This window comes from Bradyrhizobium sp., assembly GCF_036735945.1.
GTDB lineage: Bacteria > Pseudomonadota > Alphaproteobacteria > Rhizobiales > Xanthobacteraceae > Bradyrhizobium.
Genome location: NZ_DAINNI010000134.1, coordinates 1 through 13,011, shown reverse-complemented (window position 1 = coordinate 13,011; position 13,011 = coordinate 1). Strand labels below are relative to the sequence as shown.

Annotated in this window: 13 protein-coding genes and 1 pseudogene; 11 read left to right on the top strand and 3 right to left on the bottom strand. The window is 62.5% G+C overall.

All coding sequences use genetic code 11. The features are described from left to right. From V7E26_RS25895 to V7E26_RS25875, 5 genes and pseudogenes are all read left to right on the top strand, one after another. A pseudogene (locus V7E26_RS25895) lies at nucleotides 1-185 on the top strand (branched-chain amino acid ABC transporter ATP-binding protein); the annotation flags it as partial. A gap of 65 nt (nucleotides 186-250) precedes the next feature. Then, nucleotides 251-1,132, top strand: a complete 882-nt coding sequence (locus V7E26_RS25890; protein ID WP_324421770.1) for a branched-chain amino acid ABC transporter permease — start codon at nucleotides 251-253, stop codon at nucleotides 1,130-1,132. Next, nucleotides 1,129-2,100: a branched-chain amino acid ABC transporter permease gene (locus V7E26_RS25885; protein ID WP_324421768.1), complete on the top strand. Its 972-nt coding sequence runs from the start codon at nucleotides 1,129-1,131 to the stop codon at nucleotides 2,098-2,100. Before V7E26_RS25890 ends, V7E26_RS25885 begins: the two co-directional genes overlap by 4 nt. A 15-nt stretch (nucleotides 2,101-2,115) precedes the next feature. Beyond that, the gene (locus tag V7E26_RS25880) at nucleotides 2,116-3,033 is read left to right on the top strand and encodes a polyphosphate kinase 2 family protein (RefSeq protein ID WP_324421766.1); all 918 of its coding nucleotides are present in this window, start codon (nucleotides 2,116-2,118) and stop codon (nucleotides 3,031-3,033) included. Between the two features lie 393 nt (nucleotides 3,034-3,426). Continuing rightward, the gene (locus V7E26_RS25875) at nucleotides 3,427-4,986 is read left to right on the top strand and encodes a 2-isopropylmalate synthase (RefSeq protein ID WP_324421764.1); all 1,560 of its coding nucleotides are present in this window, start codon (nucleotides 3,427-3,429) and stop codon (nucleotides 4,984-4,986) included. 156 nt (nucleotides 4,987-5,142) lie between these two features. Here the strand turns inward: V7E26_RS25875 and V7E26_RS25870 are convergent, their stop codons facing one another. Together V7E26_RS25870 and V7E26_RS25865 are read right to left on the bottom strand one after the other, a co-directional pair. After that, complete coding sequence (locus tag V7E26_RS25870; RefSeq protein WP_324421762.1) at nucleotides 5,143-6,216, bottom strand: HlyD family secretion protein; 1,074 nt, start codon at nucleotides 6,214-6,216, stop codon at nucleotides 5,143-5,145. Then, a complete protein-coding gene (locus V7E26_RS25865; RefSeq protein WP_324421761.1) occupies nucleotides 6,213-6,731 on the bottom strand; it encodes a MarR family winged helix-turn-helix transcriptional regulator in 519 nt (172 codons plus the stop codon). The genes V7E26_RS25870 and V7E26_RS25865 overlap by 4 nt, the downstream gene beginning before the upstream one ends. Nucleotides 6,732-6,822: 91 nt before the next feature. Between V7E26_RS25865 and V7E26_RS25860 the strand changes: the two genes are divergently transcribed. After that, a complete protein-coding gene (locus V7E26_RS25860; RefSeq protein WP_324421760.1) occupies nucleotides 6,823-8,334 on the top strand; it encodes a DHA2 family efflux MFS transporter permease subunit in 1,512 nt (503 codons plus the stop codon). A gap of 216 nt (nucleotides 8,335-8,550) precedes the next feature. Here the strand turns inward: V7E26_RS25860 and V7E26_RS25855 are convergent, their stop codons facing one another. Continuing rightward, nucleotides 8,551-8,961 carry a hypothetical protein gene (locus V7E26_RS25855; RefSeq protein WP_324421759.1) on the bottom strand — a complete coding sequence of 137 codons (411 nt, stop codon included), beginning with the start codon at nucleotides 8,959-8,961 and terminating at the stop codon, nucleotides 8,551-8,553. 389 nt (nucleotides 8,962-9,350) lie between these two features. Here V7E26_RS25855 and V7E26_RS25850 point away from each other — a divergent pair, with 389 nt between their 5' ends. The 5 genes from V7E26_RS25850 to V7E26_RS25830 all read left to right on the top strand — a co-directional run. Then, a complete protein-coding gene (locus V7E26_RS25850) occupies nucleotides 9,351-9,716 on the top strand; it encodes an ArsR/SmtB family transcription factor (RefSeq protein WP_324421758.1) in 366 nt (121 codons plus the stop codon). Further along, a complete protein-coding gene (locus tag V7E26_RS25845; RefSeq protein ID WP_324421757.1) occupies nucleotides 9,691-10,215 on the top strand; it encodes an SRPBCC family protein in 525 nt (174 codons plus the stop codon). Before V7E26_RS25850 ends, V7E26_RS25845 begins: the two co-directional genes overlap by 26 nt. 897 nt (nucleotides 10,216-11,112) lie before the next feature. After that, a complete protein-coding gene (locus V7E26_RS25840; RefSeq protein WP_324421756.1) occupies nucleotides 11,113-12,114 on the top strand; it encodes a TRAP transporter substrate-binding protein in 1,002 nt (333 codons plus the stop codon). Nucleotides 12,115-12,243: 129 nt separating this feature from the next. Next, nucleotides 12,244-12,819 carry a TRAP transporter small permease gene (locus V7E26_RS25835; RefSeq protein ID WP_324421772.1) on the top strand — a complete coding sequence of 192 codons (576 nt, stop codon included), beginning with the start codon at nucleotides 12,244-12,246 and terminating at the stop codon, nucleotides 12,817-12,819. Continuing rightward, the coding region (locus tag V7E26_RS25830; protein WP_324421755.1) for a TRAP transporter large permease subunit at nucleotides 12,816-13,011 on the top strand (196 nt) is incomplete at its 3' end. The genes V7E26_RS25835 and V7E26_RS25830, both read left to right, overlap by 4 nt.

Here is a 13,011-nt window from a genome sequence, read left to right as displayed (position 1 = left end):
TCGAACTGGTCAAGCGCATCCGCGCCAGCGGGCTCACGGTCCTGATCGTCGAGCAAAATGTGCAGCAGGTGCTGAAAGTGGTGGACCGCGCCTACCTCCTCGAAGCCGGCACCATCCGCGCGTCGGGCACCTCGGAAGACATGATGAAGACCGACACCATCAAGCAGGCGTATCTCGGGGTCTAACGCATGATCCGAAAAAGTGGGGACCGGTTTTTCGAAAAGATCATGCGCAAAAATAAGGGAGCGTGATGCAAGGTTTTCTCGACATCTTCGACATCTATCTGCTGGAAGCCGTGGTCAACGGCATCCTGCTCGGCGGCGTGCTGGCGCTGCTGGCGCTCGGTCTCAACCTGATCTTCGGCGTCATCGACGTCACCTGGATCTGCTACGCCGAGCTCGTCATGATCGGCATGTACGGCATGTACTACATGGTCCAGGTGTTCGGCCTGCCATACTGGGTCGCTGCTCCGATCGCGATCCTGCTGGTCGCCGGCCTCGGCGCCCTCCTGCATTACCTCGTCATCGAGCCGCTGCTGACGGCGCCGCCGGTCAACCAGTTGCTGGCGACCGGCGGCGTGCTGTTCATCCTGCAGAGCTTTGCCACCGTCGCCTTCGGCATCGACTTCCGCAATCTCGGCATCCGCCTGCCGGTGCTGGCGATCGGCGAGATGCATTTCAGCTATTCGCGGCTGCTCGCCTTCATCGCAGCACTGCTCGGCATGCTGGCGATCTACTTCTTCATGAAGCGCACCTATACCGGCACCGCGATCCGCGCCGTCGCGCAGGACCGCCAGATCATGCCGCTGATGGGTGTCGATACCAAGCGCATCTATCTCATCACCTCGGCGCTCGGCGGTGCGCTCGCCGGCCTCGCGGCGTGCCTGCTGGTGCTGCAGTACGACGTGCATCCCTTCGTCGGGCTGTCGTTCGGGCCGATCACCTTCCTGATCTGCGTGCTCGGCGGCCTCGGCAATTTTGTCGGCGGCTTCATCGCGGCGTTCGTGTTCGCCCAGATCATCTCGCTGGGCGGCCTGTTCTCCGACCTCGAATGGGGCTACGTGCTGGCGTTCGCCTTCTTCATCGTCATGATGTTCATCCGGCCCGCGGGCCTTCTGGCGAGGCGCTCGTGAATTCCCGCAATGCCGCCTGGGGCGTCGGCCTCGCCGCGCTGATCGCGCTGCCCTTTCTCTATCGCGATCCCTATCACCTGCACATCCTCGTGCTGATCCTGATCTGGTCGTTCGCCTACACGGCATGGTCGATCATGGGCCGCTTCGGCCTGGTGTCGCTCGGCCATGGCGGCTTCATGGGCGTCGGCGCCTATGTCACCGCGCTGCTCTGGAACCATCTCGGCGTCTCGCCCTGGATCGGCATTCCCGTCAGCATGGTGGCGGCGGGCATCCTGGCGCTGATCGTCGCCTATCCCTGCTTTCGCTTCCGCATCACCGGGCACTATTTCGTGCTGGTGACGCTGGCGCTGTCCGGCATCGTGCTGCAGATCATCACCGCCACGCGCGACTACACCGGCGGCTCGCTCGGCTATACGCCGAACCGCGCGCCGAGCGGTCACGGGCTGATCGCCCTGCAGTTCGACAGCAAGACGACGTGGTACCTGATCGCGCTTGGCGTCTGGGTGTTCGGCCTTCTGATCTGGCGCTGGGTCGATCGCAGCATGAGCCGCTACGCGATGGAGGCGATCTCGGAGGACGAGGACGCAGCCGCTGCGGCCGGCGTCAACGTCACGGCGGAAAAGCTCAAGATCACGCTGATCTCGGCGCTGATGACCGCGCTCGCCGGCGCGCTGTACTGCCAGTACCAGATGTTCATCTCGCCCGACACCGTCAGCGGCATCGCGGTGTCGCTGCAGATGGTGTTCGCGGTGATCGTCGGCGGGCTCTATGTCTCGCTCGGCCCGACCGTGGGCGCCATCATCACCATCCTGCTCGCCGAAATCCTGCGCATCGGCTTCGGCACCAAGGCGGTCGGCTGGGACAATTTGGTTTACGGCCTGCTGCTGGTTCTTTTCATCATATTCCTTCCCAAGGGCATTCTTGGTAGCGTCCTCGACCGATGGAAGCCGCAACCAAAGAAGGCGTGAAGGGTTGAGTGAGTGATGAGCAAGAAAAACGCGCAATCGCTGGCCGATGAACTGAAACCCTACGTCGTCCCGTTCCGCTACGACGGCACGGCCGAGTTTCATCTGAAGTCGCACAAGACGAATGAAAAAGGCGGCCTCGACAAGGAGGCGGCGACCAGGATCATCGAGGCCAACCGCAAGCGCCTCAACGATTTCCAGGAAAAGCTCTACGCGCAGGACCGCTGGTCCCTGCTGCTGATCTTCCAGGGCATGGACGCCGCGGGCAAGGACTCCGCGATCAAGAGCGTGTTCGAGGGCGTCAACCCGCAGGGCTGCGAGGTCACCTCGTTCAAGCAGCCCTCGAGCAGGGAACTCGACCACGATTTCCTGTGGCGGAGCATGATCGCGCTGCCCGAGCGCGGCCGCATCGGCATCTTCAACCGCTCCTATTACGAGGAGTGCCTGGTGGTGCGGGTGCACGAGGAAATCCTCGCCAAACAGAAGATCCCGCAGCAACTCGTCACCAAGGACATCTGGAAGGAGCGTTTCGAGGACATCTCCGCGATGGAGCGTTACCTGTCGCGCAACGGCACCGTGATCCTGAAATTCTTTCTCAACGTCTCGAAGGAGGAGCAGCGCGAGCGCTTCCTCGAACGGCTGGAAGAGCCCGCCAAGAACTGGAAATTCTCGATGGCCGATATCGGCGAACGCAAGCTGTGGGCGAAATACCAGGCCGCCTACCAGGACATGATCCACCACACGTCATCGAACCGGGCGCCATGGATCGTGGTCCCCGCCGACCACAAATGGTTCGCCCGCGTCGTGATCGGCTCGACCATCGTCGCCGCGTTGGACAATCTCGACCTGCATTTCCCGAAAGTCGACAAGGCCGACCGCAGCGAATTCGCCAAGGTCCGCGAGGCGCTCGAGGGCGAGGGGAAGGGGAAGAAGTAGAAGGAATTCGTCGTGGCCGGGCTTGCCATTAGGTCACCCATTCTGACCCTCTTTTGGCATTGCGGCCGGCGGCATTTCTCGTCTAGAACAGGCCCGGAACGCCGTCGCGGCAACGAACCGTCAATGGTTTTGGCCGAGAATTTGGCGTCCAAAAGGGTCTGGCAATGCTGATTCGCAGCGAAAATCAGGGGATTCAGGGTGGAGCGGCCGAGGCTGCCCCCGCTTGCCCGGCTGCGTCCGCGCCCACCCTCCTTCTTGGCGGGCTGCTGCTTCTTATCGGCCCCTGAGGGCCGTCTGGGCATTTGCGCCTGGGCACTCAGGGGTTTTGAGCGAGATCACCAGACCCCTTCAGCGCCTTTGAACCGGCGCCAATACCCAAAAGGAATTCAGAACATGACATCAGCCAACAAGTCCGAGAAGGACCGCGTCATCATTTTCGACACCACGCTGCGCGACGGCGAGCAGTGCCCCGGCGCCACCATGACGTTCGAGGAAAAGCTCGAAGTCGCCGAACTGCTGGATGACATGGGCGTCGACGTCATCGAGGCCGGCTTCCCGATCACCTCGGAAGGCGACTTCCAGGCGGTCAGCGAGATCGCCCGCCGCTCCAAGAACGCCGTGATCGCCGGCCTGTCCCGCGCCAACCCCAAGGACATCGACCGCTGCGCGGAAGCGGTGAAATTCGCCAGGCGCGGCCGCGTCCATACCGTGATCGCGACCTCGCCGCTGCACATGCGCGTCAAGCTGAACATGACGCCGGAGCAGGTGATCGACCTCTCGATCGCCAACGTCGCCCGCGCCCGCAACCAGATCGACGATGTCGAATGGTCGGCGGAGGACGGCACCCGCAGCGAGATGGATTACCTCTGCCGCATCGTGGAGGCCGTCATCAAGGCCGGCGCCACCACGGTGAACATCCCCGACACGGTGGGTTATACCGTGCCGGAGGAATACACCCACTTCATGAAGACGCTGATCGAGCGCGTGCCGAACTCCGACAAGGCGATCTTTTCGGTCCACTGCCATAACGACCTCGGCATGGCGGTGGCGAACTCGCTGGCCGGCATCGTCGGCGGGGCCCGCCAGGTCGAGTGCACCGTCAACGGCATCGGCGAGCGCGCCGGCAACGCCGCGCTCGAAGAGATCGTGATGGCGATCAACGTGCGCAACGACAAGTTTCCGTACTGGAACAAGATCGACACCACCCAGCTCACGCGCGCCTCGAAGCTGGTATCGGCGGCGACCTCGTTCCCGGTGCAGTACAACAAGGCGATCGTCGGCCGCAACGCCTTCGCCCATGAGAGCGGCATCCACCAGGACGGCGTGCTGAAGGACGCTTCCACGTACGAGATCATGCGTCCCGAGATGGTCGGGCTGAAGCAGTCCTCGCTGGTGCTGGGCAAGCACTCGGGACGTCATGCCTTCGTGCACAAGCTGGAAGAGATGGGCTACAAGCTCGGCGCCAACCAGCTGGAAGACGCCTTCAACCGCATGAAGGCGCTGGCCGACCGCAAGAAGGACATCTACGACGAGGACATCGAGGCGCTGGTCGACGAGGAAATGGCTGCTTCCCACGACCGCATCAAGCTGACCTCGCTGACGGTCATCGCCGGCACCCATGGTCCGCAGCGCGCGACCATGAAGCTCGACATCGACGGCCAGATCAAGATCGAGGAAGCCGAAGGCAACGGCCCGGTCGATGCGGTCTTCAACTGCATCAAGGCGCTGGTGCCGCACGACGCCAAGCTGGAGCTGTACCAGGTCCACGCCGTGACCGAAGGCACCGACGCGCAGGCCGAAGTCTCGGTGCGGCTCGCCCATGAGGGCCGTTCGATGACCTCGAAGGCCGCCGATCCGGATACGCTGGTCGCCTCGGCAAAAGCCTATCTCGGCGCGCTGAACAAGATCGTCATGAAGCGCCAGCGCGACATGCCGGCGCAGGCGGCGGGCTGATCTGTCATGGATCGCTGAACGAAACGCGGCGCCTCGGCGCCGCGTTTTTATTTTCTTCCGCTGTCATTGCGAGCGAAGCGAAGCAATCCATCGCGCCGTTTAAAGAAGAGGGATTGCTTCGTCGCGTTGCTCCTCGCAATGACGCACAGACAGACTTCACTGCGTGCTCGCTTGCGGCTTGACGTGTGTCGCGGCCGCGGGGCCGCTGCCGAGCAGGCTGGAGATGTTGCGCGTGCGGCCGGTATCGATGCTGACATAGGCGGTCATGCCGGCGCGCAGCGGCGGCTCGCCGTCGCGCTCGATCAGCCGCAGGCGCACCGGCAGGCGCTGCACCACCTTGACCCAGTTGCCGGATGCGTTCTGCGCCGGCAGGATCGCGAACTCGGCGCCGGTCGCCGGGCTGATGCTTTCCACCTCGGCGTCCCAGGTGACGTCAGGATGCATGTCGAGCACGACCTTGGCCTTCTGTCCCACCGTGACGTAGGTGAGGTCGGTCTCCTTGAAATTGGCTTCGAGCCAGGGCCTGCGATCGGTGACAAGCGCGAACAGCGGCGTCTGCGCCTTGACCTGTTCGCCGAGCTGCAGCTTGAAATTGACGATGACGCCGGCCTTCGGCGCCTTGATCTCGGTGTAGGCGAGGTCGAGCGCGGCGCGGTCGCGCAGCGCCAGCTTCTCGCGGACGGCGGCATACTGATCGGTCGGCTTGTCCGGATTGCCGCCGAGCGCCGCGACCATGCGCGCGATCCGCTGGTGCAACACCGCGACGCGATCTTCGCCTTCCTGCTCTTCGCTGTTGGATTGCTCGAGCTTCGCCGCCGACGTCACGCCGCTTTTGGACAGCTCGCGCTGGCGCCTGGCCTGGGTCTGCAGATAGGACAGCTTGTTCTCCGCCTCCTTCGTTTCAGCACGGATCTCGTGCAAATTGGCCTTGAGCTGCTCGACCGCGGATCGCGCCGTATCGATCTCGGCTTCGGCCTTGGCGAGCGACAGTTTGTAGGGCGCCGGATCGAGCCGGACCAGGACGTCGCCGGCGGCGACGGCCGAATGGTCGCGGATGCCGAGTTCGATGATACGTCCCGGGACTTCACTGGCGATCTGCGCGATGTCGGCCTTGACGAACGCGTTCTCGGTCGAGACGTGGCGGCCGCCCTGCAGCCAGATGATCAGCGCTCCCGCAAGCACCAGCAGCGGCACGCCGATCAAGGCGAGTTGCTTCATCTGTCGCGTCATGACGCGGTCCTGACGGCAGGCCGCCCCTCCGACCCATTGGCGCGCTTGCGCGCATTTGTCGCTGGCGATTTCAGCGTTTCGCCGTTCTCCGCCGACACCAGGGTTTTCTTGATGCGCTGCAGCAAGCTCATGAGCTGCCTGCTTTCCTGCGCGGAAAGATCGGTGAGGGCGGCATTCACCGTGTCTTCGGCCACGCGCCAGATGCGCTTGTGCACCCGCTCGGCCTCCAGCGTCAGGTAGACGCGCTTGACGCGGCGGTCGTCGCGCTGGGTGCGGCGCTCGACCCAGCCGTTCGCCACCAGGCGGTCGATCATGCGGCCGGCGGTCGCTTTCTCCACCTCCATCATCTCGGCGAGTTCGGAATGCGATGCGCCGGGACGACGATGCAGCCGGGTCAACACCAGCCACTGTGCGCGCGTGATGCCGAGGCGCCGGACGCGGCGGTCGAACTCCGTCCGCAGCAGCCGGGCAACGTCTGAAATCACAACGCCAATATATTCTTCGGTATTGGGCATGCCGCCGTTGTAGCCGCCGGAAGAAAATTAGTAAGCTAGGTTAGTATTTCACGGTTGGCGCCGCAAGGACATAGCCCTGAGCACCGTACGCATGGAGGCCGACGACGCCGCCGGGACGATGTCCGTCGCGCAGCGATACCTCACGCTCGCGACCGTCGTGCTCGGCTCTTCGCTGTACGGCACCGCGCTGCTGACGACGTCGACCATCCTGCCGCAGATGCAGGGAGCGCTGTCGGCGACCCAGGACGAGATCGCCTGGGCCATGACGTTCAATATTCTCGCCACCGCCGTGGTGACGCCGATGACCGGCTGGCTGGTGTCGCGGTTCGGCACCAAGCGCGTCGTGGTCTGGTCGATCGCCTGCTTCACGCTCGCAACCCTGCTGTGCGGGATGGCGCAATCGCTTGAGATGCTGGTGCTGTGGCGCATCCTGCAGGGCGGGGCGGGCGCGCCCGTCGTGCCGCTGTCGCAGTCGATCCTGTTCAACACGTTTCCGCGGCGCCAGCATACGATGGTGATGTCGATCTTCGGCATGGCGGTCGCGGTCGCGCCGGCTTTCGGCCCGGTCATCGGCGGCTATCTGGCGGAGATGTATAGCTGGCGCTGGTCGTTCTACATGCTGGTGCCGGTCGGCGTCTGCGCCACGTTCGGCATGGCGTGGACGCTGCAGCCCGACAACGAGATGACCAGGGTTCGTTTTGACTGGACCGGATTCGTCGCCCTGGCGACGGCACTGGCCGCCGTGCAGCTCGTGCTTGCGCGCGGCGTCCGGCTCGACTGGTTCGACTCGACCGAGATCGTGATCGAGTGCCTGATCGCTGCCATCGCGTTCTACATCTTTCTCGTGCACAGCTTCAGCACGCGCGAGCCGTTCGTGAATTTGAAGCTGCTGTCCGATCGCAACTACGCGATCGGGCTGGTGCTGGTGACGATCTACGGCATGCTCAACTTCACGCCGATGGTGCTGCTGCCGCCGCTGCTGCAGCAGCAGGCCGGCTATCCGGATGCGCTGGTCGGGCAGGTGATCGGCTGCCGCGGTCTCGGCATGCTGGTCGGCTTCATGATGGCCGGCTTCATGAGCCGGATCGATCCGCGGTTCAGCATGGCCTTCGGCTTCGGCCTGCAAACGCTGGCGGGGATGTGGATGCTGACGTTCGATCTGAACGTCACGATGGAGATACTGGTGCTCAACAGCGCGATCCAGGGGTTTGCCGTCGGCGTCGTGTGGGTGCCGATCACGGCGGTGGCGTTCGGTACGCTGGACGCAAAGCACTACGCCGAGGCTTCCTCGATCTTCCATCTGCTGCGCAACATCGGATCGAGCTTTTTCATCTCATTGTCGATCGCCGAAATCGTCCGTACCTCGGGTGCCAATTACAGCCGGATGACGGAAATGATCACGCCCTACAATCGCGCGCTGACGATGCCGGGTTCGACCGGCGCGTGGAGCTTCGACACCGTGCCTGGCTTGGCCCGCGTCGCCAAGGAGATCGCACGGCAGGCGACGATGATCGGCTATCTCAACGCCTTCACGATGTACACGGTGGCATCCGGGCTCGCCGTGGTGGTCGTGCTGCTGGTTCGGGGCCGCAAGGCGGCTTGAGCACGATGAGTTTGTTGCGGCCCGCAAGCTGCGCATCATTCCGCTGGACGAAGTCTGGGCTCTCCGTCACCTCACCCTGTGCGTGCGGAAGCGCGCATCGCTGTCTCCGCAGGCGCAAAATCTCGTGAAATACCTGGCGGTCTCCCCCCGCCCAAAAGCAGGTCCCCTGACGGCGGCATACCGCGCTCCGGTCGGCGTAGTCGGACAAGGCGTCGATCAAAAGGCTGCCCCGGGAATAAAGCAATACACGAGTTCCTCAACGCCAAGCCTCAAGATCCAGACGATCCGGCTGCAGAGGTGGCTACGACCGTCGGGACTCTCGCGCTCATGCTCTATTTTCTCGGGCGGAATAGTCGTCCAATAGCCGTCGCCGCCGATCTTGCGGGCGATCCAACGACCGTCTTCGAGCCTGGATTCTGCCGGCGCGCAGTCCTGGTTGTTGCAACATGGCAAGGTGCGATTGTCCGGCATCATCCAGGTGGAATAAAACCGCTCATGGATGGTCTGATCTTGCGGTGGATGGTGATGCTGCTGCGCTATGGCCGGGCAGGCGACGAGAATCAGGCTGCTCCCGGCCACACCAGCAGCCACACGCATAACACGGGTGGTGATATCCCGGCGTCGCATGGCGGGCCTGCGATAAGGACGCGCGCAATCCGATACACCGGAACCTTAGCACCTTGCGAGAGGAAGGCCAGCCCAACGATCAATAATCGACCGGGGCGTCCATATGCGAAGTCCGATGCGGGCCATTGGCTGAGCTCACAGCTGCCTGCACTTCCGTTCTGCCCGCAGTAGCTGACGAAATTCGATCAACAATTCGAGCCCGGCAACGGACCTGGAGTTCTCTTCGCATTTCCATCCCCGGTTCGGTCGGACCTGATACCTCGAAAGCAATGTACTCCTGATCATGCGTTGGCTAACTCGATCCGGGACACTGCACGCATGAATTATTAGTTAGCCGTCTGGATAACAATTATTGACACTGATCTGTGTCCCCTGATATAGTTAGCTTCATGGCTAACAAATCAGTGCAACTGGACCACGTTTTCGGAGCCCTGTCCGACGCGACCCGCCGGGCGATCGTCATTCGGCTATGTGAAGGCGAGGCATCCGTCGGAGAACTGGCGAAGCCATTCGATATGGCGCTGCCCAGCCTGATGAAGCACATCCGCATTCTGGAGAGCCGCGGTCTCGTCGCCTCCGAGAAGATTGGGCGGGTCCGTACATGTTCGCTCAAGGCCGAAGCGTTGGAGACCGTCGAGGATTGGTTGGCGGCTCAACGGGAAGTCTGGGAGCGACGTTTGGATCGACTGGAAGTCTACGTCGAGAAACTGAAGCGAGAGGAAAAATCCAATGCCCGCAAACGCAAGCCAGGATGAAATGCCCCTGTCCACCTGGGCGCTCGACCGGGAGATCGTCCTCTCGCGCGTGATCGATGCGCCGCGAGAATTGGTATTCTCCGCATGGGCTGATCCGCGCCATCTTCCCCAGTGGTTCGGCCCGGCCGGGTTCAAGGTTGAGACGAAGTCGATAGATATTCGCGTCGGCGGCGAATGGCGGTTCGATATGACCGCGCCCGGCGGCAAGCGATACACGAATCGTATGCAATTCCGGCGTATCGAGAGGCCGCACTTGATCGAGTTCAACCATGGCGCCGACAAGGACGATGATCCCGGCATGTTCCGTACCACCATCACGTTCGATGAACAGAGCGATGGCAAGACAGTCATCACTTTGCGGCAGTTGCATCCAACGAAGGCTCAGCGCGACGCGGGGATTGGTTTCGGCGCAGTCGAATTCGGTTATCAGACGCTCGACAAGCTGGCGCAACACGTCGAAAGCAGCGATGTGACTGCCCGACAGGCAAATCACTTCTGATTTTCAGAAGCGGTGTCAAGACGCGGAATCGAAAATATTCCGCTTTCGTTCTCACCCAAATCCGCGGCACAATGCAGCCGTCTCACCGCGAGATGAGGGGCGTTGGCCATCGTCACCAGCGCGCAGTGAGATGCGATGGACGCCGATGCCGTGACTGACGAGTGTGGCTGAGGCGTACGGTGAAGTCGTGTGGTTCTGGCGCCGTGGTGCTGGCGTTAAGTCCGCGAGAAGCGAAAGCGTCCTGCGGGCGACGGAGGCAAAAGAGCCGTTCTCCGAGAAGAGCGCGAAGTAAGCCGTAAAGCCATTGCGCAGGGAAGGCCGGGATGCTCCCGCCGAACCTGTATGCTCGTGTGCATCTCTTGCTATGCGCAACAGCACACGAGACCGCGGGTGCGGCGCGCACCCGGTCTTCCCTGCGCCCTCAGATTGGAGGGGGCGGAAATCGAGATGCAAACCTCGGGCAGATCATGTCGCGAGAATGCCGCCCCACGCTCACCTGTCATCGCCCGCGCGCAATTGCGCACCGGGACCGGGCGACCCGGTATTCCAGAGCCGCCACTGATCGAACCGGGAGGCCGCGACGTACTGCCGCGCCTTCGCGGGGGTGACACCGCTGCGTGTTGGCTCAGTACCTCCGCGTCATCGCGCGACGAAAGAAAAGCGAGCCTTTCCGATCGCTGAAGGCAGACATAGCGAAGGATTATTGGACGGGGATGGCGCCGCTTCGGCACGCTGGCGGAACGCAAATGGTAAATTTTGCAGTGCAGCAAACGTTGCCGATTGGAGAACCCTTCTAACGGGCAATGGCAATTGGGCCGGCTTGTCTATATCAGTGCATCTGGCATGCAAGCTTCGGAATCCGCGCCGTGCGCTCCGAGGAAAATAACGGGAGGAAACATGCACAAACTGATTTTGGCCGCGGCCTCGATCGCGGCTCTGGCCCTGGCCGGACCCGCTTCGGCGCAATCGCCGATCGTCATCAAGTTCAGCCACGTGGTCGCGACCAACACGCCGAAGGGGCTCGCGGCCGAGAAGTTCAAGGAACTCGCCGAGAAGTACACCGAGGGCAAGGTCAAGGTCGAGGTCTACCCGAACTCGCAGCTCTACAAGGACAAGGAAGAGCTGGAGGCGCTGCAGCTCGGCGCCGTGCAGATGCTGGCGCCGTCGAACGCCAAATTCGGCCCGATCGGCGTCAAGGAATTCGAGGTGTTCGATCTTCCCTATCTGCTTCCGGACATCAAGACCCTGCGGAAGGTGACCGACGGCCCGCTCGGCGCCAGGCTTCTCAAGCTGCTGGACGCCAAGGGAATGACCGGTCTGGCCTATTGGGACAACGGCTTCAAGCAGATGAGCGCCAACAAGAAGCTGATCGCGCCGGCCGACTATCGCGGCCTGAAGTTCCGGATCCAGTCGTCGAAGGTGCTGGAGGCGCAGTTCCGCACGCTCGGCGTGGTGCCGCAGGTGATGGCGTTCTCGGAAGTCTATCAGGCGCTGCAGACCGGCGTCGTCGACGGGCAGGAGAACACCTGGTCGAACATCTACACCCAGAAGATGCACGAGGTGCAGAAGTACATCACCGAGACCAACCACGGCTATATCGGCTACATCGTGGTCGTGAACAAGAAGTTCTGGGACGGCATTCCCCCCGACACCCGTGCCCAGCTCGACAAGGCCATGAAGGAAGCCACCGCCTACGGCAACGGCCAGTCGCAGAAGGAAAACGACGACGCCCTTGCCGAAATCAAGAAGACGGGCAAGAGCGAAATCATCAAGCTGACGCCCGAGCAGGACGCCGCGATGCGCAAGGCGATGGAGCCGGTCTACAAGGATGTCGCCGGCCGCGTCGGCCAGCCGCTGATCGACGAATTCCTGAAGGAGACCCGCGGCGCGACGAACTAGGTTGATGTTGATTGGGCTTCCGTGTCACGGCACGGAAGCCCATGGCATTTTTGGGGCGAGCGGCGCGAGCTGCGACAAGATTGGGAAGGTAAGGGCTGTCCGCAGCCCGGCCTGAAGGGGGACATATTGATATTGCTTCGCATCCTCGACAGGCTTGAGGAGATATTGATCGCGACGCTGATGGCGCTCGCGACCCTGCTCATCTTCATTGCGGTCTGCCACCGCTATCTGCTCGGCATTCCCTTCCTGTTTCCGATCCTGTTCCCGATCAACCTGTCCTGGGCGCAGGAGCTCTGCATCTACATGTTCGTGTGGGTGGCGAAGTTCGGCGCCGCCTATGGCGTGCGCACCGGCATCCATGTCGGCGTCGATGTCGTGGTCAACCAGCTCAAATCGCCCTGGCGCAACTATGTCGTGCTGTTCGGCCTGCTCGCCGGCGCGTTCTTCACCGTGGTGATCGGCACCATGGGCGCCAAATTCGTCTACGGGCTGTATTTCACCGACCAGGTATCCCCCGACCTCGAGATACCGAGCTGGTTCGTCTATCTCTGCATTCCGCTCGGCTCCTATTTGATGTGCTTCCGCTTCCTGCAGGTGGCCTACCACTACTTCTTCACCGGCGAATTGCCGCATCACGACCACGCCCATGTCGAGGGCGTCGATGTCGACGAACCCGGCGTCGGCGCCGCGGAGGTGACGCGATGACCTCGCTCATCATCTTCGGGCTGCTGATCGCGCTGATGCTGACGGGCATGCCGATCTCGATCGCGCTCGGCCTCACCGTGCTCACCTTCATCTACACGATGACCAACGTGCCGACCGAGTCGGTGGCGCTGAAGCTTTTCACCGGCATCGACAATTTCGAGATCATGGCGATCCCGTTCTTCATCCTCGCCG

Bases quoted from the DNA above. Each gene is read 5' to 3' on its own strand.
- V7E26_RS25890 (WP_324421770.1), top strand. From the start codon at position 251: ATGCAAGGTTTTCTCGACATCTTCGACATCTATCTGCTGGAAGCCGTG.
- V7E26_RS25880 (WP_324421766.1), top strand. From the start codon at position 2,116: ATGAGCAAGAAAAACGCGCAATCGCTGGCCGATGAACTGAAACCCTAC.
- V7E26_RS25875 (WP_324421764.1), top strand. From the start codon at position 3,427: ATGACATCAGCCAACAAGTCCGAGAAGGACCGCGTCATCATTTTCGAC.
- V7E26_RS25870 (WP_324421762.1), bottom strand. From the start codon at position 6,216: ATGACGCGACAGATGAAGCAACTCGCCTTGATCGGCGTGCCGCTGCTG.
- V7E26_RS25865 (WP_324421761.1), bottom strand. From the start codon at position 6,731: ATGCCCAATACCGAAGAATATATTGGCGTTGTGATTTCAGACGTTGCC.
- V7E26_RS25860 (WP_324421760.1), top strand. From the start codon at position 6,823: ATGGAGGCCGACGACGCCGCCGGGACGATGTCCGTCGCGCAGCGATAC.
- V7E26_RS25855 (WP_324421759.1), bottom strand. From the start codon at position 8,961: ATGCGACGCCGGGATATCACCACCCGTGTTATGCGTGTGGCTGCTGGT.
- V7E26_RS25850 (WP_324421758.1), top strand. From the start codon at position 9,351: ATGGCTAACAAATCAGTGCAACTGGACCACGTTTTCGGAGCCCTGTCC.
- V7E26_RS25845 (WP_324421757.1), top strand. From the start codon at position 9,691: ATGCCCGCAAACGCAAGCCAGGATGAAATGCCCCTGTCCACCTGGGCG.
- V7E26_RS25840 (WP_324421756.1), top strand. From the start codon at position 11,113: ATGCACAAACTGATTTTGGCCGCGGCCTCGATCGCGGCTCTGGCCCTG.